17 protein-coding genes are annotated in these 20,531 nt (G+C 58.5%); 3 read left to right on the top strand and 14 right to left on the bottom strand.

Annotated elements, in window-relative coordinates; all coding sequences use genetic code 11:
- Positions 1-15: 15 nt before the first annotated feature.
- The 6 genes from lnt to MJO47_RS10475 are packed head-to-tail and all read right to left on the bottom strand — an operon-like array spanning position 16 to position 6,895.
- A complete protein-coding gene (gene lnt, locus MJO47_RS10500) occupies positions 16-1,542 on the bottom strand; it encodes an apolipoprotein N-acyltransferase (protein ID WP_253961078.1) in 1,527 nt (508 codons plus the stop codon).
- Positions 1,539-2,402 (bottom strand): transporter associated domain-containing protein, encoded by an 864-nt coding sequence (locus MJO47_RS10495; RefSeq protein ID WP_253961077.1) that lies wholly within the window; start codon positions 2,400-2,402, stop codon positions 1,539-1,541. The genes lnt and MJO47_RS10495 overlap by 4 nt, the downstream gene beginning before the upstream one ends.
- A 45-nt stretch (positions 2,403-2,447) precedes the next feature.
- Positions 2,448-3,146 carry a diacylglycerol kinase gene (locus tag MJO47_RS10490; RefSeq protein WP_253961076.1) on the bottom strand — a complete coding sequence of 233 codons (699 nt, stop codon included), beginning with the start codon at positions 3,144-3,146 and terminating at the stop codon, positions 2,448-2,450.
- 25 nt (positions 3,147-3,171) lie between these two features.
- Positions 3,172-3,573, bottom strand: coding sequence for an rRNA maturation RNase YbeY (gene ybeY / locus MJO47_RS10485; RefSeq protein WP_253961875.1), 402 nt, complete (start codon positions 3,571-3,573; stop codon positions 3,172-3,174).
- Positions 3,527-5,902 (bottom strand): HD family phosphohydrolase, encoded by a 2,376-nt coding sequence (locus MJO47_RS10480; RefSeq protein ID WP_253961075.1) that lies wholly within the window; start codon positions 5,900-5,902, stop codon positions 3,527-3,529. The genes ybeY and MJO47_RS10480 overlap by 47 nt, the downstream gene beginning before the upstream one ends.
- Positions 5,903-5,914: 12 nt before the next feature.
- Positions 5,915-6,895, bottom strand: a complete 981-nt coding sequence (locus MJO47_RS10475) for a PhoH family protein (RefSeq protein WP_253961074.1) — start codon at positions 6,893-6,895, stop codon at positions 5,915-5,917.
- Between the two features lie 212 nt (positions 6,896-7,107).
- On the opposite strand from MJO47_RS10475, the gene eno reads away from it, so the two are divergent.
- On the top strand, positions 7,108-8,400 hold the full coding sequence (gene eno / locus MJO47_RS10470) for a phosphopyruvate hydratase (RefSeq protein ID WP_253961073.1): 1,293 nt from the start codon (positions 7,108-7,110) through the stop codon (positions 8,398-8,400).
- An 85-nt stretch (positions 8,401-8,485) separates the two neighbouring features.
- On the opposite strand, the gene MJO47_RS10465 is transcribed toward eno, so the two are convergent.
- The 4 genes from MJO47_RS10465 to cas6 all read right to left on the bottom strand — a co-directional run bounded on the left by MJO47_RS10465 (position 8,486) and on the right by cas6 (position 12,231).
- Positions 8,486-8,866, bottom strand: coding sequence for a hypothetical protein (locus MJO47_RS10465; protein WP_253961072.1), 381 nt, complete (start codon positions 8,864-8,866; stop codon positions 8,486-8,488).
- A gap of 43 nt (positions 8,867-8,909) precedes the next feature.
- Positions 8,910-10,799: an ATP-dependent zinc metalloprotease FtsH gene (gene ftsH, locus MJO47_RS10460; protein ID WP_253961071.1), complete on the bottom strand. Its 1,890-nt coding sequence runs from the start codon at positions 10,797-10,799 to the stop codon at positions 8,910-8,912.
- A gap of 109 nt (positions 10,800-10,908) precedes the next feature.
- Complete coding sequence (locus tag MJO47_RS10455) at positions 10,909-11,208, bottom strand: zf-TFIIB domain-containing protein (protein ID WP_253961070.1); 300 nt, start codon at positions 11,206-11,208, stop codon at positions 10,909-10,911.
- Between the two features lie 81 nt (positions 11,209-11,289).
- Complete coding sequence (gene cas6 / locus MJO47_RS10450; RefSeq protein ID WP_253961069.1) at positions 11,290-12,231, bottom strand: CRISPR system precrRNA processing endoribonuclease RAMP protein Cas6; 942 nt, start codon at positions 12,229-12,231, stop codon at positions 11,290-11,292.
- 240 nt (positions 12,232-12,471) lie between these two features.
- On the opposite strand from cas6, the gene tgt reads away from it, so the two are divergent.
- Positions 12,472-13,590 (top strand): tRNA guanosine(34) transglycosylase Tgt, encoded by a 1,119-nt coding sequence (gene tgt / locus MJO47_RS10445; protein ID WP_305882431.1) that lies wholly within the window; start codon positions 12,472-12,474, stop codon positions 13,588-13,590.
- A 22-nt stretch (positions 13,591-13,612) separates the two neighbouring features.
- Positions 13,613-14,392 (top strand): hypothetical protein, encoded by a 780-nt coding sequence (locus MJO47_RS10440; protein WP_253961068.1) that lies wholly within the window; start codon positions 13,613-13,615, stop codon positions 14,390-14,392.
- A gap of 18 nt (positions 14,393-14,410) precedes the next feature.
- Here the strand turns inward: MJO47_RS10440 and MJO47_RS10435 are convergent, their stop codons facing one another.
- The 4 genes from MJO47_RS10435 to MJO47_RS10420 form a co-directional block, all read right to left on the bottom strand.
- On the bottom strand, positions 14,411-15,169 hold the full coding sequence (locus MJO47_RS10435) for a septal ring lytic transglycosylase RlpA family protein (protein ID WP_253961067.1): 759 nt from the start codon (positions 15,167-15,169) through the stop codon (positions 14,411-14,413).
- Positions 15,170-15,283: 114 nt separating this feature from the next.
- A complete protein-coding gene (locus MJO47_RS10430) occupies positions 15,284-16,243 on the bottom strand; it encodes an acetyl-CoA carboxylase carboxyltransferase subunit alpha (RefSeq protein ID WP_253961066.1) in 960 nt (319 codons plus the stop codon).
- A gap of 129 nt (positions 16,244-16,372) precedes the next feature.
- Positions 16,373-19,846: a DNA polymerase III subunit alpha gene (gene dnaE, locus MJO47_RS10425; RefSeq protein WP_253961065.1), complete on the bottom strand. Its 3,474-nt coding sequence runs from the start codon at positions 19,844-19,846 to the stop codon at positions 16,373-16,375.
- A 51-nt stretch (positions 19,847-19,897) separates the two neighbouring features.
- Positions 19,898-20,479, bottom strand: coding sequence for a nucleoside triphosphate pyrophosphatase (locus MJO47_RS10420; RefSeq protein ID WP_253961064.1), 582 nt, complete (start codon positions 20,477-20,479; stop codon positions 19,898-19,900).
- Between the last annotated feature and the right edge of the window lie 52 nt (positions 20,480-20,531).

Here is a 20,531-nt window from a genome sequence, read left to right as displayed (position 1 = left end):
CCGTTTTCTGACTGCTCAACCGCGCATCTTCCGGCGGGTACGCAAGAGCCAGAAGGCGCTAAGAATCAGGGCCAGGACGGGACCAACATCGCCGTAGCGGGTATAGACGGTAGGTGTACTGCCCAGACCGACCTCTGCATTGAGATAGCCCCTTTCGAAAATCGGGGTCTGCCGGTCGATGACGCCGAGGGGTGAGATTACCGCTGAAATGCCGGTGTTAGCGGCCCGCGCCACCCAGACGCGGTTTTCGATGGCCCGGAAACGAGTTATGGCGAGGTGCTGATAAGGGGCGGAAGAGCGACCGAACCAGGCGTCGTTGGTAATATTGACCAGCAGGTCACTACCTCGGCGTACGTAGTCGCGAGCCAATTCCGGAAAGATCCCCTCAAAGCAGACGAGCGTGCCAAGGCGGGCGCCGTTCATGGGCAGAGGGCTGATGATGCCGGGAGAAAAATCCCCGACACCCACCACCAGTTTGTCGATGAAAGGCAGATAAGCGCCGAAAGGGACATATTCGCCGAAGGGCACCAGATGGACCTTGTCGCTGCGGCCGAGGGTTTCGCCTTGCGCATCGAGCAGAAAAGCGCTGTTGAGATAGCGGAAAGAGCGGTTGACAACCTGATAGGCGGGGCTGCCGAACAGCAGGAAAGCCTCGGTGTCCACCGGCACTGCCGCGACCTGCGCCGCCAGCTTCTCTCCTTCCTGAAAATAGAAGGGGGTGGCACTTTCGGGCCAGATAATCAGGTCGAGGTCGTCCTTGCCCGCCTGCCGGGACAGCTGGCCGTACAGGGCCACCGTTTCAGCCTGATAGGCCGGGTCCCACTTAAGTGACTGGTCAATATTTCCCTGAATCAGCCCGACCCGCAGTACCTTTTCGGGGGGGCGATCAAAGGCCTGCAGACGAAAATAGCCGTACCCCAAATTCAGCCCCAGCAACAGAAAAAAGACCCCCCAGGCACGCCAGGGCAGAGCCGCAAAAAGCCCCAGGCCGCGACGCCCCAGGGTTTGCGCCAGCAGGGCATTGCTCAGAACAAGCAGAAAGCTGATTCCATAGAGTCCGAAAAGATCCGCCGACTGCATGACAAGCAGATGGTTCTGGGAATAACCGAGGGAGGCCCAGGGGAAGCCGGAAAGCAGAAAAGAGCGGACAAATTCTAGCGCCACCCACAGCACGGGCAGGGTCAGTGCGATAGACAAACCACTCTTTTCGCGCAGGCGGCAGGCCGCCCAGGTGACGGTCGCAAAAAAAAGGGACAGATAGGCGACCAGCAGCAGATAGGCGACCAGGGAAAAAACTGGGGCCAGCCTTCCGTAGGTGGTCATGACGATATTGAGCCAGTAGAGAACCACCCCAAAAAAGGCCATTCCTGCGGCAAAACCGCTCCGGAAGGGCCTTTTGTCCATGACCAGAAAGAGCGGCACCAAAGCCACCCAGGCGAGCAGAGACAGGGAAGGACGAGGAAAAGACAAAGCCAGCAGACCGCCGGAGAGCGCCGATATCACCGTCACCCGATCGGGCAGCAGATGCTTCATCCGGCTCATTCGCCGCTTTCCTGCAGAAATTCGGAAGACTCCCGGTAAACGCGCACCTTGCCGATTTTGCGTGAATCACACTCGACCACCGTCATGTGCAGATCGCCGTCCCGCAACTCCTCCCCGCGCACCGGGATGCGCCCAAGCAGGTTGAAAACATAGCCGCCAACGGTATCGAATTTGTCCCGAGGAATCTCGATATCGAAATGCTCTTCGATTTCCTCAATATTCAGGCGGCCGTCAACAAGAACAGTCGACTCATCCTCTTCGACCAGCCAGTCCTCCTCCAGATCATACTCGTCCTGGATGTCACCAACGATCTCTTCCAGCAGGTCTTCGATGGTAATCAGTCCGGAGGTCCCGCCGTATTCATCGATGGCGATGGCAATATGGACCCGCCGCGAGCGGAAATCCTGCAAAAGGTCTTCAATGTTTTTGGTTTCCGGCACGAAGAAGGGTGTGCGCATCACCTGCGCAATGTCGAGATCTTCGCTGCTACGCCCCCAAAAACGTAAAAGGTCTTTAGCGTAAACCATACCGACGATGCGATCATTGCTCCCTTCGTAGATGGGAATACGCGAATGCCCTGAGGAAATGATGGCCTCCAGCAGTTCATCGAGGCTCGCCGTCAGACTGCAGCAGACCATATCGGTGCGCGGCACCATGACCTCGCGCACGATGGTGTCGCCAAACTCGAAGATGGAGTGGAGCATGTCCCCCTCCCCTTCGTTGATCAGCCCTTCTTCTTCGGACTGTTCGATAATGTCCTGCAGATCTTTTTCGGTCATGGGCCGCCGGCGACCGAACAGCAGGCCGCGAAGGCCTGTCACCCACGAAGGCGGTTTGTCATGGGGACTGTCATCGTCCACGGAAATTCTCCTTGAATCTATGATGTTATGACCGCCTGCGGGCGGTCAGGCAAAAAGCCAGAACAGCAGCCAGGTCACACCGGCCCCCAGCAGGGCACCGGCCACCACCTCGCGCAGCGTGTGAATCTTAAGAAGCAGACGGCTCTGGCTGACCATGACCGCCAGCCCCAGAGTCAGCAGGGCAATCACCGGACCGACCTGGGCCAGCACGATGGAGGTGGCAATGGAAAAGGAGATCGCCGCATGTCCGCTGGGCATGCCGCCGTGCAGGGGCGTTCCCTTGCCCAACAGAGCCTTGAGCAGAACCACCAGAATGGTGACCACCAGCACGGACACCACGGCCAGCTCCCCCGGAGGGTGTCCGAGCAGACTCAGCCCCTGGCCCAGCACAGGGAAGAGGTAATGGGACAAGGCCAGATACCCCATGACCACCGCCCCGATACTGGCGATAAGCACGGCGCCGGCGGCGACGTCCTTGACCCGGCCGGCCAGGGGATGATATTGGGGCGAGACGAGATCGACGAAGACTTCCAGGGCCGTATTGATCATTTCGGCGAAGAGCACCAGGGTGACGGCAAAGGCGAGCAGGATGAACTCAAGGGCCGTCACCTGAAAAAACAGGGCCAGAAAGAGCAGCACCAGCGCCGCGACAAAGTGATAGCGCATGTGTCGCTGGGAACGGGCTGCCCAGATAATCCCTTCGATTGCGCAGTTGACGCTCTGAATCCACCCGGAAGGCTTCATCTCCTCTTTCAAACCGACCCCCGCCTCACGCCGCCAGGAACTCTTTCCGGATGACGGCGAATATTTCCCGTTCTTTTGCTTCCATGAGTTTGGCCTGTTCCTCGGTGCCACGCTCATGATCGTAGCCGAGCAGATGCAGAATCCCGTGGATCAGGAGGAAATACAGCTCGCTCTCAAAACTCACGTCGGCCTCGGCGGCATCGCGGGCGGCCGTGTCGGCAGAGATGAGGACGTCGCCGAGCAACAGGGGATTCAGCCCGGCGCCCTCCCCCTCCTGCATGGCAAAAGAGATCACGTTGGTGGGGCGGTCCTTGTGCAGATAATCGCGGTTGACCTCGCGGATCTCTTCATCCGAGAGAATGACGATGGAGAGTTCGGCGTCAGGACATCCCGAGACGCTTAAGATCTTCCGAGCCACTTTTCGCAGGTCCAGCTTCCTTATCTTTTGCCTCTTTTGGCGGTTCTCGATCTGTATCTTCAACGTTTTTCCTTTTACTCGGATCTTTATCCCTCTCCTTGAACGCAGGCTCGGGATAGTCGATGCGATGATGAAAAATGCCGGACAGTATGCGGTTGAAGCTCTTGGCGATATTGTGGAGGTCTTTGAGGGTCAGTTCGCATTCGTCCAGCTGGCCGTCGATGAAAATGTTGTTGATAATCTTCTGCACCATCCCCTGAATACGGGCTGGTGTCGGATCGGTCAGGGTGCGGCTGGCCGCCTCCACCGCGTCCGCCAGCATGATCAGGGCCGCTTCCCGCGTCTGCGGCTTGGGCCCGGGGTAGCGGTATTCGCGCTCGTCCACCTGCTGCACACCGGGATCTTCCTTGCTCTTGGCCTTGTCGTAGAAGAATTTGATCAGGGCGGTGCCGTGATGCTGGCGGATGATATCCACCAACGGGTCACCCAATTTGATTTCACGGGCCAGCTCGACACCGTCCTTGACATGGGCCATAAGGATCAGGGCGCTCATGGATGGGGCCAGCTTGTCATGCTTGTTCTCCAGATTGCCGATATTTTCCACAAAGTAGAGCGGTTTGCGGATCTTGCCGATGTCGTGGTAGTAGGCGGCCACTCGGGCCAGCAGGGGATTGGCGTTGATGGCCTCGGCGGCAGCCTCCACCAGGTTGCCGACAATGATGGAGTGATGGTAGGTTCCCGGCGCCTGAATCATCAGCTCCCGCAGAACCGGTGTATTCATGTTGGCCAATTCCAGCAGCTTGATGTCGGTCGTATATTTGAAAAGGTGCTCCACCAGCGGCACGGTGCCCGTCACGATCACCGCGCAGAAGAAACCGCCGGCCAGGCCGAAACCGAGTTTGTAGAGGAGCTGGATATCCATGGCCCGCCCTGCCATGAAATGCAGGGCCAGAATCATCAGGGCGTTGGCGATGGAGACCCACAGGCCGGCCCGATAGAGGGTCGTACGCTGTTTGCACTGGCGCACCCAGTGCGCGCCGGTAAGGCTGCCGACCAGGGTGTACATGGTGATGAAGAGGCTGTTGCCGAACAGCAGGCCCATCAGCACGGAAAAGACCAGGGTGAAAATCAGGGCGATTTCCGAGTTGAGCACGATACGGACCAGAATGGCGCCGACGGCGAAAGGAAAAACATAGTAGTAGGTCGGCGACTCGATGTACGGGAAAGACGTTTCCAGGGCGGTGGAAATAAAGATGGCGATCTTGATCAGGAGAAACAGACCCAGAAAAGCCGCCGTGAGAAAGAGAAAATCCCGCGTTCTGGGGCGGTATTTGCGAATGTTGACCTGGGCGAAGCTGTGGGCGGCCACGATGAGCAGGGCAATTCCCCCCAACATGCCGAGGCCCATGCGAAAAACGCTCAGATCTCCCCCCAGTTCACGCAGCGCCCTGAGTTTCTTGATCTGGTCGGTGGTAACCTTCTCGCCCTCGCGCACAATCATCTCGCCTTTTTTCACCTGAAAAAGGACGGGCTTGACCTCCTCGGCGGCTTTGCGTTTTCTCGCCTCGGTCTCGCTCTTGTTGAAGGTGAGGTTGGGACGCAGCAGTTTCTGAATAACGGCAAAGACCAGGGTTCGGTCTTTTTCCGACACGCCGTCAAGGGTTTTGAGCTTGGAACGCGCAAAATCCTGAGCCTCACCCAACCCGATTACCTGATCGAGATTCTGTCCGGGCGCCTCTTTCTGGCTCATCAGGTCGCGAATGACGATTCCCTTCTCCCGGTCGGCTTCAAAGAGCTGCAGATTACCGACTACCTGACGGTTCAGGGTCTGGATAAGGATATTACGCAGGGGGACCTGGTACACCTCCAGAGGAGAAAGGTCGGACAGGGCGCGCACTTCATCAGCGCTCAGACTGATGCCGACAAGCCCTTCGACCTCCTTAAGCAGGCTCTCGAATTCACCAGCCTTTCCCTTGGCGCCCTGAATGGCCTTCAGGGCCTGCAGGAGACGATCAAAAATCTCCTGGCCGGCCTTGGGATCAAAGTCGTACAGAGCCAGGGTGGCATCATGGGCTTCCTGTCGCTTTTTTTCGGTCAGTTCCAGGTCGGGGATCAGCATGTCCCGAGGCGCCTTGATATCCCGCGAAGCGATATCCCCCGGCGCGTAGTAATCGGGGACGAATCCCCCCTTGGGGATAATGACCACGGTCAGCAGTACGGCCAGCGCAAAGAGAAGCAGCATACGGACATAGCGCTCCTCCAGGGAAAATCGGAATCCAGTGGCCAGCCCCTTCGCCTTTCGGGGGGGCGACTCGTTTTTACGTTCGTTTTTAGTCATAGAAAGATTAATTCAGTCCTTTTCCGCGACCCGTTGAGAAACAGCACCCCTGGTGGCCCGATCATAGGCCTGCACAATACTCTGGACGATGGGATGACGAACGACATCACGGTCTGAAAAATACTGCAGGAATATACCATCTATTCCCTGCAGGAAATCGGCGGCCTGCACCAGTCCCGAGAGACGACCGGCGGGAAGATCGATCTGCGTCTTGTCGCCGGTCACCACCGCGCGACTGCCGAACCCCAGGCGGGTCAGAAACATCTTCATCTGTTCGGTGGTCGTGTTTTGAGCTTCATCCAGAATGACGAAAGCGTCATTGAGGGTTCTTCCCCGCATGAAAGCCAAAGGCGCCACCTCGACAATCCCCTGCGCGATAAGTTCCTGACCCTTGTCGATCCCCATCATATCGAAAAGAGCGTCGTAAAGGGGGCGCAGATAGGGGTTCACTTTTTCGGCCAGATCTCCCGGCAAAAACCCGAGCTTTTCTCCAGCTTCCACGGCCGGGCGAACGAGCACGATGCGGCTGACTTCTTTCTTGAGCAAAAAGGAGACCGCCATAGCCATGGCCAGATAGGTCTTTCCCGTGCCGGCCGGACCGATACCGAAAACGATGTCATGGGTCCGAATGGCGTCAATATACTGCTTTTGCGCCAGACTCTTGGGGGAGATGATCTTTTTACGGGCGGAAACGAAAATGGTATCCAGGAAGATGGACTTCAAGGAAGCCTTGGAGTCACTGCTGAGGATGCGGACAGCGTAATCGATGTCCGTAGGGTACAGGGGATAATCCTCCTGCAGCAGGGCGTGCAGTTCCGCCATCAACCGGACAGCAAGGTCGACCTGAGACCTCTCCCCTTCGATGGTGAGCTCCAGCCCCCGGGAGCCAATACGGACCCCCAGAGAACGCTCTACCTGCTTCAGATTCTTATTCTGTTGACCGAACAAGAGGTTCGCCAGGCGCTGATCCTCAGCGACGAACCTCTTTCGCATGTTGCTCGTATCCAAAAAATGTCCCTTTGCTGGCACATATATTCGAACGCGCAGAATATCACCGGGCCAAAATAAAATCAAATCATTTCAACACCCCCTGCCTCCGCTGGGCCGATCGAAAAAGGGGTTTCAAATTGCCCCCATTGTGCTATATAAAGACCCTGTCGCCGGCACGCCGGCCTATCTCATTCTTTTGATTCAAGGGGGACGCCATGAGTGAAATTATCGACATCTATGCCCGGGAAATTCTCGATTCCCGTGGAAATCCCACCGTTGAAGTGGAAGTATACCTCGAAAGCGGCGCCATGGGGCGGGCGGCCGTACCCAGCGGCGCTTCCACCGGGGAACGGGAAGCCCTCGAACTGCGGGACGGTGACAAAGGGCGCTATCTGGGCAAAGGGGTCACCAAGGCCGTCGACAACGTCAACGAGATCATCTCCGAAGCCCTGGTCGGTTGGGAGGCCTCAGACCAGGCCGGCATCGACCGCAAACTGCTCGAACTCGACGGCACCGATTTCAAGAGCAATCTCGGCGCCAACGCCCTGCTCGGGGTCTCCATGGCCTGCGCCAAGGCCGCGGCCGAAGAAGCAGGCCTGCCGCTTTACCAGTACATCGGCGGCGCCAACGCCAAAGAACTGCCCCTGCCCATGATGAACATTATCAACGGCGGCGCCCATGCCGACAACAACGTCGACATTCAGGAATTCATGATCATGCCCGCCGGGGCCGACTCTTTTAAAGAGGCGCTGCGCATGGGCGCTGAAATATTCCACGCCCTGAAAAAAGTGCTCAAGGCCAAAGGCTACAATACGGCCGTCGGCGATGAAGGCGGCTTCGCCCCTGACCTCAAGAGCAACGAAGAAGCCCTGCAGGTCATCATGGAAGCCATCAAGGAAGCCGGTTATGTGGCCGGCGAGGATATCCTACTGGCCCTGGATGTCGCCTCCTCCGAGCTGTTCAAGGACGGCAAATACCATCTCGAAAACGAGAAGCAGCCCGTCAAGACGGCTGCCGAACTGGTCGATTTCTACGAAGATCTGGTCAACCGCTACCCCATCATCTCGATTGAGGACGGCATGGCCGAAAACGACTGGGACGGCTGGAAACTGCTGACCGAACGCCTGGGCCAGCGCATCCAGATCGTCGGCGACGACCTTTTCGTGACCAACACGCGTATCCTTAAAGAGGGCATCGAGAAAGGGATCGCCAACTCCATCCTCATCAAGGTGAACCAGATCGGCACTCTGACCGAAACCCTCGAAGCCATCGAGATGGCCAAACGGGCCGGGTACACCGCGGTCGTTTCCCACCGCAGCGGCGAGACGGAAGACACCACCATCGCCGACCTGGCGGTGGCTACCAACGCCGGCCAGATCAAAACCGGCTCCCTCTGCCGCACCGACCGCATCTGCAAATACAACCAGCTGCTGCGCATCGAGGACGAGCTTGACGAAGTCGCCCTGTTCAGTGGCAAAGGGGTATTTTACAATCTGCGCAAGAAATAATTGAAAGATCGTTAGAAAAACAGAAAGGGCCCGCGGCATGATGCGCGGGCCCTTTCTGTTTGTGCTCTGAACCGCGCTCTATTTGTCAGGGCACGAAGAGCCGGTAGGTGCTCCCTTCCTTCTCCCTCCGCAGCAGGCCGCCGCGATCCATCTCCAGAAGAATCCCCTGCATGGTCTTGCGATCCTGCTCGGGGAAATCATCATAAAGCTCCGTCTGGAGCATCCCCTGGCGCCCGGCCAGGCACTGGAGGATTCGGGTTTCCAGGGGGAGGCCCTCTTCGGTCTCGACAGCGAGGGGTACTGGTTCAGGCTCGACCTGAACATCCGACGGACGCTTCTCTTGGTCGGGTTCGGCGACAGACCGCGCCTCCTGGCGAATCTCCCGTTCGATCTCCTTGAGCTTCTTCACGCCCAGATAGCCCGCCGCAGCCACACCCGCCAGAAACACCGTAAATCCCAACCCCATGTCTTGCCTCCCTTCAGGAAAAAGTCTCCTCGGTACGTTGATTTCAGCCTGACGGATCTTCCTGCTCAGCCGTTTCGGCCGATTTCATAATGCTCTCCACCCGGCCCCTCTCCAGCACCTCTTCCTCCAGCAAGGCCGCGGCCAATCGTTCCAAAGCGGACCTATGCTTTTCGATAATTTCGTCGGCGCCCTTTTCTCCCTCTTTGATGATCTTTTCGATCTCCTGATCGATCAGCCAGGCCATCTGTTCGCTGAAGGTCTTCTCAACCGCCAGTTTGCGCCCCAGAAAAGGGTGCTCTTCGCCCCGACTGAAAGTAACCGGTCCGATCTTATCGCTCATCCCCCACTGGCAGACCATTTTTTCGGCCAGTTCCGTCACCTCCTTGAGATCGCTCTGCGCCCCCGTCGACACCACCCCGAAAACGGCCTTTTCCGCCGCCCGCCCCCCAAGGAACACGGTGATGCGCGTCATCAGGTAATCCCGGGTATAGTGATAGCGGTCATCATCGGGCAACTGTTGGGTAACACCCAGCGCATGCCCGCGCGGGATGATGGTGACCTTATGAATAGGATCGGCGCCGGGCAGCAGTTTGGCCACCAGCGTATGCCCGGCTTCATGATAGGCCGTAATCTTTTTCTCTTCTTCCGAGAGAAAAAGTTTGCGCTCGGCCCCCATGAGAATCTTGTCCTTGGCCGTTTCCAGATGGGCCATGCTGACCTGATCGCGATCCTCCCGGGCGGCAATGAGAGCCGCTTCGTTGACCAGACTTTCCAGGTCCGCTCCGCACATTCCCGGCGTCCCGCGCGCAATTACCTGCAGGTCGACATCATCGGCCAGCGGCACCTTGCGGGTGTGCACCTTCAGGATGGCTTCACGGGCCCGCCAGTCGGGGCGTTCCACCACGACTTGGCGATCAAAGCGGCCCGGCCGCAGCAGGGCGGGATCAAGCACATCGGGCCGGTTGGTCGCCGACATGATGATGACTTCCTCGTGGGGCTCAAAACCGTCAAGTTCGGCCAGCAGCTGATTCAGGGTCTGTTCCCGCTCGTCATTGCCGCCCCCCAGGCCCGTACCACGCGACCGGCCAACGGCGTCGAGTTCATCGATGAAGATAATGCTGGGCGCATTTTTCTTGGCATTGGAGAACAGATCGCGCACCCGGCTGGCGCCGACGCCGACAAACATCTCGATAAACTGGGAAGCCGAAATAGAGAAGAAGGGAACCCCGGCCTCACCAGCCACTGCCCTGGCCATAAGTGTCTTGCCCGTCCCCGGCGGACCGACCAACAGGATGCCGCGAGGCACCTTGCCGCCGAGGCGGGCGAATTTCTTGGGGGAGCGCAGAAACTCCACCACCTCCATAAGTTCCTGCTTGGCTTCGTCCAAACCGGCGACGTCATCGAAGGTAACCCGCGAATGCTCCTGCGAATAGAGTTTGGCGCCCGACTTGGAAAAGTTTCCCATCAGACCGCTGCCGCCGACGCCGCCGCGGCTACGCAGCCCCTTGATGATAAACCACCAGAAACCGATAATGAGCAGCCAGGGAACCAGGTACACCAGAACGGAAGACCAGGCGGAGGGTTCTTCCTCGGGAAGAACGTTGATCTCGGTTTGGCCTTTCTGCAAAAGCTCAAGCAGTTCGGGATCATCGAAAGGCGGCAGGGTGGCCGAAAACCGCGGGTAGAGGACTGTAGAATCTGGGGCCGTCTTTTCCGCATCCAAAGCAATGGGCTCTCTGAAAACGCCCTCAATCGATTTATCCTGAAAGGTGATCTTCTGGATATTGCTCCGGCGGGCTTCCTCCTTGAGGAGGCTGTAGCTGACGGTAGCAACCCGTTCTGGTACAACCGGCGCCCGGTAGATCAGGTAGGCGTTGAAGGCAAAGGCTACCAGGGCCAGGATAAGAATCTGACGCCAGACAAGCTTGGGCATGGTGTTCCCCGGGACTACGCAAAAGGCAGACAGTCAACGCGATCCGGCCTGTACGGCCACTCTCACCTCCAGACCGGTGAACGACTGATTTCGCCTTGCAGCAACCGCGTTATTCTTCTTCCGACTTGAACCAGTGTTCAAACCAGGTGCGATGGTCCTTTTCGGCCAGAATCTGCAAGTCTTTGGGACCCAGCCAGACACCGCCGCACTTTACGCACTTATCAAGCGGGACACCGCGAAATTCCATGGGAACAATCTCATGACCACATTTGGGACAGCGATTCCGGCACAGTTCCCGAATGAGCTGTTCGCGATGCTCGTCGCGCATCTTTTCGATCAATTCTTTTTCGTGTTTGTAGAAATAACTGTTCTCCAGGGCTTTTTTTCGCTCTTCCCACAGATCTGTCATAGCGCACCCCCCCAGAATCATTGGATTTTGTAAAAGTATAACCGAGGGGAAGTGCTTGGCAAGGCAGGAGGCGCCGGAACATCACTCCCCCAGGCGGTAGTGACCCTGCCCAAAGGAGGCACTCTTGCCGATGTTCATGAGGGCGCCGAGGCGCAACACCCAGGCAAGGTGATTGAGAGGGGCGCCGGCCAGGGTGGTAGTGCCGACCACGCCGCCGAGATCGATGGCATGGTCCTGCCCTTCGAGCGTACGCCAATCCTCCCAGCGCAGGGTGGACTCGGACTCTCGCACCAGGGAGGCCTGAGCGAGCAGTTCCCTGGGATCCGTTTCAAGTTCAACGCCGCAGTGGGAAAAGAGTACCGAGGTCACCCGCCGCAGCACGAAAGGGAAGAGGCGGGCAAACTCCGGCCGAAACAGGGGTCGCCCATGGGAAAGCAGCCGGGCCGGCGTCAACAATTGCAGGGTGAGATGGGACGGCACCCCCCCATGACGATCCAGCTCCCAGGAAGCCGAAGAAATAGCGGGACACAGGAGTTCGACCGGCTGTCCCTCCCGCCAGATTTTTTTAAAGTGGCCGGCCGGATCGGCCGTCTCCAGGGCAATCACCTCAAAACTCCCCTCACCCCGACTGATCCCCTGCCGCCCCAACTCCTGCAGCGCCCGCAGAAAATCCCCCATGGCCGCAATCCCCTTGCCCCAGAAAATCACCGGCAGACGCAGGAGGTCACCCGCCTCATAAAGAGAGGCCTGGGTCTCCTCAGGCAGCAGGACAAAAGGGGGAGTGGGTTTCTGGTGTCGGCGGCGCCCCTGAACATCGGCGCTGACATGAGGCGAAAAGAGTTGACGGAAACGTTCGGCCGAACCCTCGAGGGCCGCAAGGACGGCAGTCGCCTGCAGAAGTTCCCGACGCAGTCGAAGCAGATGGGCGATTGTCAGATCGCAGGGGTCCTGAAATTCCAGGACAAATACCGCCCGGGCGAATTCAGCCTTCTCCAATCCCGCGGGAATTTCCGGTAGAAACATGGTTCATCTCCTGTTAGCCCTCTGGCCCTGAATGTCCAATCATACCCGCAACCGCCGGGCATTCCAAGGGGGAAGCCAAAAGGAGTGTTCCTTGAACCACCGTAAAGCAATTGGTTGCGCCACCATCCTCCTTCTGCTAAAGTTGGCCCCAAAATGAGCCGAAGCAGGCTCCTTTTACTAACTCCGACGACCTGTTTCCCACACGACACAATATTATTCCCCAAGGACAACACACATACCATGCTGCAATTTGAGCTTCTGGCCAAGGACAAGCAGACGGCGGCCCGACGCGGCCGCGTCACCACCCCTCACGGCGTCATCGAGACGCCCATCTTTATGCCCGTGGGGACCCACGCCGCCCTCAAGGCCATGACCCCGGCCCAGGTCGAAGAGACCGGCGCCCAGATCATCCTGTCCAACACCTATCACCTGCACCTCAAGCCTGGCGAAGGCCTAGTGGAAAAAGCCGGCGGGCTGCACACCTTCATGAACTGGCACAAGCCCATTCTCACCGACAGCGGCGGCTTTCAGGTCTTTTCCCTGCCCAAGAAAAAAATTACCGAGGATGGCGTTTTCTTTCGCCATGAATATTCAGGTGATGAGATATTTCTGGGACCCAAAGAGGCCATGGCCATCGAGAATGCCCTTGGTGCCGACATCATCATGGCTTTCGACGAGTGCATCCCCTACCCGGCCACCCACGACTATGCCGCCAGATCCATCAAGAAGACCCTGCGCTGGGCCGAACAGTGCCTGCAGAACCACGGTCGCGCCGACCAGGCTCTCTTCGGCATTGTACAGGGGAGCGTCTATGAGGATCTACGCCGCGAGTGCGCCAAAGCCCTGACGGCCATGGATTTTCCCGGCTACGCCATTGGCGGCGTCAGTGTCGGCGAGGGGCTGGAACTGCTGAAAAAGGTCGTGGACTATACGGCTCCCTTTTTGCCGGAAAACAAGCCGCGCTACCTCATGGGGGTCGGTCTGCCCGAGGACATTCTGGAGAGCATCGAGCGGGGCATGGACATGTTCGACTGCGTCATTCCCACCCGCTACGCCCGCAGCGCCACCCTGTTCACCAGCCGAGGCAAGATACGCCTGACCAACCGCCGCTATCGTCGCGACTTCTATCCGGTGGACCGCGCCTGTGACTGCTACTGCTGCCGCAACTTCACCCGTGCCTACCTGCACCACCTGTATAACGCCAACGAAATTCTGTCAGCGATCCTGGCGGCCATCCACAATGTCCGCTTTTACCTGACCATGGTCGAAGGGGCCCGAAAAGCGATTGAAAATGGGGAATACCTCGATTACAAACGGGAATTCCTCGGCCAGTACGGATTTAACGAAGACGAGGAATAACCGGAGCGGATAAACGGGAAGGATGAGCAGCTTGGATGCGAACAAGGCCATAAAGCTCCGGCAAGCGCTGACAGCCACGGCCGACGAGCTTTTTGCGTTGCTGCAGGATGCTGATGGCGAGGTGCTGCGCGCCACCCTTAAAAATCCCCGACTAGCGGAAGAGCATCTGCTCACGCTGCTCAGGCGGCGCGACCTGCCGGAAGATCTCATCAAAGCACTTTATCAGCACAAACACAGCGCCGACAGTCACCGACTCAAATTGGCTCTGGCCCAAAATCCGGCTACACCGGGGCACCTGATGCAGACCCTGCTGCCGCAACTCTTTACCTTCGAATTGCTCAACCTCTGCGTACTGCCCGGCACCACCAGCGACCAGAAATTGGCGGCGGAACGGGTGATTGTGCAACGGCTACCCACCACGCCATTAGGCCAAAAAATGACCCTGGCCCGCCGGGGAACAGCCCTGATTGTCGGTGAACTGCTCAAAGAAGGGGATACTCGATTACTGGATGCGTGTCTGACGAATCCGCGCTTAAAGGAAGCCGCTATTTTTCAGTTTCTGAACGGCGCCAAGGCCACCGCCGAGACCATCTCCTGCGTAGCCCGCCATCCCCGCTGGAAGCACCGCCCCAATCTGCAGATGGCTATTATGAAGAACCGTAAAACCCCATCCATCTGGTATACGGTGCTGCTTCCCCGCCTCCGGCCGACGGAGATCCAACAGCTGCTGGCCAACCCCAACCTGAGCCCCGCTCAGCGCGCCATCGTTCAGGAAGAGCTGCGCAGGCGCCAAAAACGCTAACCCTGATGTCTCCCTTTTTCAGTCAAACGCCACGATAAATCCACTGCCGTATCCCTGGGCCACAAAATCCCGCTGGGCCGACTCCGCCGCCGGCAGGGATGCGTAACGGCCGACCCGCACCCGGTAGAAGAGTTGTCCGTTCACCACCGATTCGGCCACCGTTGCCACCCCATAGCGGTTTTTCAGCTCAGCAGCGAACCGGCGGGCGTTCTCCGCCTGGGTAAAGGCTCCCAACTGCACAGCATAGCTCGCCGGGGCATAGCTCACCGGCTCACGGTACGTCACCTGTCCGGATGAACCCGTCACCTGGTAACCCAGTGCCTCGATCCGAACAGGCGCCGTGCCCGGCCCTACCACTTCCAGTTCTTTGGCGGCCGCAAAGGAGAGATCGATAATCCGGCCCTTGACAAAGGGCCCGCGATCGTTGACCCGCACCACCGTCTGTCGGCCGTTATTCTTGTTGTGGACCCGTACGTAGACGCCCAGGGGCAGGGTTTTGTGAGCCGCGGTCATGGCGTACATGTCGTAGATTTCGCCATTGCTGGTCTTTTTGCCGTGAAAATCCTTGCCGTACCAGCTGGCCAACCCTTCCTCGATAAAACCGTGATGGGAACGCAGCGGATCATACCTTTCCCCGTTAACCGTGTAGGGTTTCTGGTGCCCCTTCAATTCACGGGTCTGCGGGGTATCGATCACGCGGGTATCGTAGGTCGGCTGACCGGCACAGCCGGCTAACAGCGACAAAACGCCCAAGACAACAAAGACTTTTTTGCTCATGAAAACCTCACCAAAAGAGCTATCCGATAAAGAACAGGGCGGCGACCTTTGCGGCCTACCGCCCTGCGTATTCAGTGTACTTTTTAACGTCTAAAGTTTGCCCGGATCGACAGGCTATTCCGCCACGCGGCTCATGGCACGGAATTTCTGATAGCGCTGCTCTACCAGCTCTTCCGGGGAAAGCTGGTTAAGTTCATCCAGGTGTTTCTTCAGATATTTCCTCAGATTCTCGGCGGTGGCTTTGTGATCGTTGTGCCCCCCGCCGACAGGCTCTTCCACGACGTCGTCGATGACGCACCCGAGTTCGGCGATGTCCGCCGCTGTCAGTTTCAACGCTTCGGCCGCCTGCGGTCCCTTGGTACCATCACTCCACAGGATGGCGGCGCAGCCCTCGGGGGAGATAACGGCGTAAACCGAATATTCCATCATCAGCACCCGGTTGCCGACGGCGATGGCCAGCGCCCCGCCGGAACCGCCTTCACCGGTAATGGTGACGATGACCGGCACGGTCAAAGCCGCCATTTCTCTCAGGTTGCGGGCAATGGCCTCGGCCTGGCCCCGCTCTTCGGCACCGATACCGGGAAAGGCCCCGGGTGTGTCGACGAAAGTGAAGATCGGCAGACCGAACTGCTCCGCCATCTGCATGACGCGCAGGGCCTTGCGGTAACCTTCGGGATTGGGCATGCCGAAGTTGCGGTAGACCTTTTCCTTGGTGTCCCTCCCCTTCTGATGGCCGATGACGGCGCAGGGCTGGCCCTCGAAACGGGCAAACCCGCAAACCAGGGCCGGGTCGTCACGGAAATTGCGATCGCCGTGAACCTCGAACCAGTCGGTGAAAATATGCTGCACATAGTCGAGGGTAAAGGGGCGGTTGATATGCCGCGCCAGCTGCGTGCGCTGCCAGCGGGTCAGGTTGGAAAAGATCTCTTCGCGCAGTTTCTGGGCCTTTTTTTCCAGCTTTTTCAGGTCGCTGGAAAAATCGACCTTGTCGGTGGAGTAATCACGCAGCTCGCGGATCTTCTGTTCCAGGTCGACAAGGGGCTTTTCAAAATCAAGGTAGAATTGCATAGCCACATCTCCTGACTTGTCCATTTGGGTCGCAAGCGTCTATGTATATACCAACAAGGCCAAAATAACAATGCCTTATCGCCCGCCGGCACCAAAACCCAAGTAAAAACCTGGATTTTCCCTAAAATACGATTCCTACTCGAAGGTCACCACTTTATAGCCGAAAAGCTTCTCGGCCTCCTCCATCAATTGGTCGCTGGCCGCCACCTTGAGGCGCTCGACAGGGCGAATGGTCGTTTCACTGCGATTGGGGATGACCAGATGCACCAAGGGTTCGCACTCGCCACGATGCCGCTCCATAATACCGCGCAACGCACGGAGCTGGTTTTCCTCCAGGCCGGGGCTGCTGACGCGAAAATGCACCTTCTTCGTCTGCCGTTCCTTGACCTCGCGCAGCGAAACAACCTCGTTGGCCATCAGCTTGCAGGTATCTTCCCCCACATCCAGCGTCCCACTGACCAGCAGCGGCTCCTCCGATTTCAGCAGGTCCATGGAGGCCGCGTAGGTTTCGGGGAAGACCACCATTTCCACGAAACCGCCGAGATCCTCCAGGGTCACGAAGGCCATGCGGTCCCCTTTCTTGGTGGTCAGCTCCTTCAGGCCGGCGACGATGCCGCAGACCCTGACCTCCGACTTGTCGGGACGCTCCTGCAACCCGGAGGTGTCGCAGGTGGCAAAACGGCGGATCGTGTCTTCATGGCGGGCCAAAGGATGCCCGGTGATGTAGAAGCCCAGAGATTCTTTCTCGAAGCCCAGCAGCACCTTCTCCGGCCACTCGTCCATGGCTGGCAGCTCGCCATAACCGTTGCCGTTGTGGGAGACGATCTCGTTGACACCAAAGAGGGATTCCTGGCCCATGGCCTTTTCTCGCTGCACCTTCTGGCCGATGTCCATGGCCTCTTCCAACACGGTCATGTACTGGGCGCGTTTGCCCCCCAGGGAGTCGAAGGCACCGCAGCGAATAAGGGCCTCGACCACCTTTTTGTTGACTTTGCGCAGATCGACCCGCTCGCAGAAATCATGCAGGGAGGTATAGGGCTCCTCGCGGCGCACCTCGATGATGGACTCCAGGGCCGAGGTACCGACCCCCTTGACGGCGCCGAGGCCGAAACGAATGGACCGACCGTGGACGGTGAAGGAGCGGTCCGAGGCGTTGATATCGGGCGGCAACACCTCGATGCCCATGGAGCGCACCTCGGAGATGTTCTTGATGACCTTGTCCGTGTTCTCCATGTCCTCGGTCAGCAGCGCCGCCATGAACTCCACGGGGTAATGGGCCTTGAGATAGGCGGTGTGATAGGCCACCAGGGCGTAGGCCGCCGAGTGCGACTTGTTGAAGCCATAGGCGGCGAACTTTTCCATGAGGTCGAAGACCCCTTCCGCCTTCTTCGGATCGAGTTTGTTCTCCTTGGCGCCCTTGAGAAAGAGGTCTTTCTGCTTGGCCATCTCCTCCGGCTTTTTTTTGCCCATGGCCCGCCGCAGCAGGTCGGCGCCCCCGAGGCTGTAGTTGGCCAGGGTCTGGGCGATGAGCATGACCTGCTCCTGGTAGACGATAACCCCGTAGGTATCCTTGAGGATCGCCTCCAACTGGGGAAAGTCGTAGGTGATGGCCTTGCGTCCATGCTTGCGCTGGATGAAGTCGTCCACCATCCCCGAGCCCAGCGGACCGGGGCGATAGAGGGCGCAGATGGCGATGACGTCCTCAAAGCAGTTGGGCTTGAGCTTGACCAGCAGCTCCTTCATCCCCGAGGATTCGAGCTGGAAGACCCCCGTCGTCTCCCCGGCGGAGAGCAGCCGGTAGGTGTCGGGATCGTCGTCCCCGATGATGCGCAGGTCGAACTGGGGGTCCTTGCCCTCGCGGATGAGCCGCACGGCGTTGTCGATGACGGTGAGGGTCTTGAGGCCGAGGAAGTCGAACTTGACCAGACCGATCTTCTCCACGTAGCTCATGGGGAACTGGGTCACCTGCCCGCCCGATTTGGGATCGGTGTACAGGGGCAGGTACTCGGGCAGCGGCTTGGGCGTGACCACGACGCCGGCGGCGTGGGTCGAGGCGTGCCGCGTCAACCCTTCCAGAGCCAGGGCGATGGTGAAAAGCTCCTTGATCTTGGGATCTTTTTCCACCAGCTCCTTGAGCTTGGGCTCCTGTTGCAGGGCCTCCTTCAGGGTGATATTCAGCACGCCGGGGATGAGCTTGGCGATGCGGTCGACGTCGCCGTAGGGCATGTTCAGAGCGCGGCCGACGTCGCGAATCACCCCCTTGGCCATCATGGTGCCGAAGGTGATGATCTGGGCCACGTTCTCTTCGCCATATTTTTGGCGCACGTAGTTGATGACGTCTTCACGGCCGTAGATGCAGAAGTCGACGTCGATATCCGGCATGGAGATCCGTTCGGGATTGAGGAATCGCTCGAACAGCAGGTTATAGGGCATTGGGTCAATGTCAGTGATACGGATGGCGAAGGCCACCAGGCTGCCGGCGGCGCTGCCACGACCGGGTCCGACGGGGATGGAGTTATCCTTGGCCCAGTTGATGAAGTCGGCGACGATGAGAAAATAGCCGGGGAAGCCCATCTGCTTGATGCAGTCGAGTTCCCGCTCCAGGCGCACGCGATAGATTTGCTCCTCCTCCGCCGAGAAGTCGGGACGAATCTTGCGGATATCGGCAATACGCTCGTCAAGGCCCTTGCGGGAGTCCTCGGCCAGCACCTCGTCCAGGCTTTTGTCCTGGGGTTTCTCATATTGAGGAAAGTGGTAGGTGCTGAAGTCGAGTTCCAGATTGCAGCGCTCGGCGATAGCCACCGTGTTGCTGATGGCCTCCGGCACGTGGCGGAAGAGCTGGGTCATCTCCTCCGGCGTCTTGACATAAAACTCGTTGTTGGAAAAACGCATGCGGTTGGGGTCGTCCATGGTCTTGCCGGTCTGGATGCACAGCAGGACCTCATGGGCGTAGGCGTCTTCACGCGTCAGATAGTGGCAGTCGTTGGTGGCCACCAGGGGGAGTTCGAGTTCCTGAGAGAGCTGGATAAGCCCCTTGTTGACCGGCTCCTGCTCGGGCAGGAAGTTTTCCTGCAGTTCGAGAAAAAACCGGTTGTCGTCGAAGATATCCGCCATGGCCCGCGCCCTCTTGGCGGCTTCCTCCATGCGGTTCATACCGATCAGCGTGGGGATTTCTCCCCCCAGGCAGGCGGTCAGGGCGATCAACCCCTCGTTGCGTTCTTTCAGCAGTTCCCAGTCGATACGTGGTTTGTAATAGAAACCTTCGCGGTAGGCGGCGGAGACCAGGTGGCAGAGATTGCGGTAGCCGGTGAGATTCTGGCAGAGCAACACCAGATGATAGGAAGCCTCCGACGAACCACGGGCGTTGCTCTTGTCGAAACGGGACCCCGGGGCGACATACATCTCGCAGCCGACAATCGGTTTGATGCCGGCGGCGGACGCCTTGCTGTAAAACTCCAGCGCCCCGAACATGTTGCCATGATCGGTCACCGCCAGGGCGGGCATCTTGTATTCGCGGGCCCGGGCGATGAGATCGCCGATCTTGATGGCGCCGTCAAGCAGACTGTACTGGCTATGTAAATGGAGATGAACGAAGTTCGCGTGTTCCATAATCCCTCTGGTGCAAAAAAAAGGAAACGTGGGGTGAACGGTGAGGGGTCCTCAGATCACCTCAACGCCAAACTGGCCGAGCAAGTCGACCAGCTTGATGAGCGGCAGACCGATGAGGCTGGTGTAGTCTTCCCCTTCCACCTTCTGCATGAGGGCAATTCCCAATCCTTCAATCTTGAAGGAGCCGGCACAGTCCACGGGGTTTTCCCGCTGCACATAGCGGCTGATCTGTTCCTCGGTGAGGGGTTTGAGGGTCACCGTGCAGGTGGCAAAATCGGAAAGAGCCTGGCCATTGCGGGCGTCGAATACCGTCACCCCGGTATAAAAGGTGTGGCTGCGGCCGCTCATGGCGCGCAACTGTTCCACCGCCTTGGTCTGGCTGCCCGGTTTTCCAAGCACCTGATTGCGCGGATCGACAAAGATCTGATCCGAACCGATAATCAGCGCTTCCGGGTAGCGCTCGCGCAGGCTGAACGCCTTGTGGTAGGACAGGTGTTTGACCAGCAGCTCCGGCGCGATGCCTTTGTGCATCTCCTCCTTGTAGAGGGGCGCATCGGCCACAAAGGGGATTTCCAGTTGGCGGAGCAGTTGGCGGCGGTAGGAACTGGTGGAAGCCAGAACGATGGATCGCATGGAGATTCCTCAGGGTAAAAATTCCTCCCTTTTTACTCCAGCTACCACAGAA

The sequence above is a fragment of the Desulfuromonas sp. KJ2020 genome (assembly GCF_024197615.1).
In the GTDB taxonomy this organism is placed as follows: domain Bacteria; phylum Desulfobacterota; class Desulfuromonadia; order Desulfuromonadales; family SZUA-540; genus SZUA-540.
Note: the sequence above shows the minus strand (reverse complement) of the source record. Positions and strands in the feature narration are given on the sequence as shown.

What these genes read in the sequence shown, in the direction of transcription:
- MJO47_RS10475 (WP_253961074.1), bottom strand. Translation starts at nt 6,895, where the DNA reads ATGCGAAAGAGGTTCGTCGCTGAGGATCAGCGCCTGGCGAACCTCTTG.
- MJO47_RS10465 (WP_253961072.1), bottom strand. Translation starts at nt 8,866, where the DNA reads ATGGGGTTGGGATTTACGGTGTTTCTGGCGGGTGTGGCTGCGGCGGGC.
- MJO47_RS10455 (WP_253961070.1), bottom strand. Translation starts at nt 11,208, where the DNA reads ATGACAGATCTGTGGGAAGAGCGAAAAAAAGCCCTGGAGAACAGTTAT.
- MJO47_RS10480 (WP_253961075.1), bottom strand. Translation starts at nt 5,902, where the DNA reads ATGACTAAAAACGAACGTAAAAACGAGTCGCCCCCCCGAAAGGCGAAG.
- MJO47_RS10435 (WP_253961067.1), bottom strand. Translation starts at nt 15,169, where the DNA reads ATGAGCAAAAAAGTCTTTGTTGTCTTGGGCGTTTTGTCGCTGTTAGCC.
- eno (WP_253961073.1), top strand. Translation starts at nt 7,108, where the DNA reads ATGAGTGAAATTATCGACATCTATGCCCGGGAAATTCTCGATTCCCGT.
- MJO47_RS10420 (WP_253961064.1), bottom strand. Translation starts at nt 20,479, where the DNA reads ATGCGATCCATCGTTCTGGCTTCCACCAGTTCCTACCGCCGCCAACTG.
- lnt (WP_253961078.1), bottom strand. Translation starts at nt 1,542, where the DNA reads ATGAGCCGGATGAAGCATCTGCTGCCCGATCGGGTGACGGTGATATCG.
- cas6 (WP_253961069.1), bottom strand. Translation starts at nt 12,231, where the DNA reads ATGTTTCTACCGGAAATTCCCGCGGGATTGGAGAAGGCTGAATTCGCC.
- tgt (WP_305882431.1), top strand. Translation starts at nt 12,472, where the DNA reads ATGCTGCAATTTGAGCTTCTGGCCAAGGACAAGCAGACGGCGGCCCGA.
- MJO47_RS10490 (WP_253961076.1), bottom strand. Translation starts at nt 3,146, where the DNA reads ATGAAGCCTTCCGGGTGGATTCAGAGCGTCAACTGCGCAATCGAAGGG.
- dnaE (WP_253961065.1), bottom strand. Translation starts at nt 19,846, where the DNA reads ATGGAACACGCGAACTTCGTTCATCTCCATTTACATAGCCAGTACAGT.
- ftsH (WP_253961071.1), bottom strand. Translation starts at nt 10,799, where the DNA reads ATGCCCAAGCTTGTCTGGCGTCAGATTCTTATCCTGGCCCTGGTAGCC.
- MJO47_RS10440 (WP_253961068.1), top strand. Translation starts at nt 13,613, where the DNA reads ATGAGCAGCTTGGATGCGAACAAGGCCATAAAGCTCCGGCAAGCGCTG.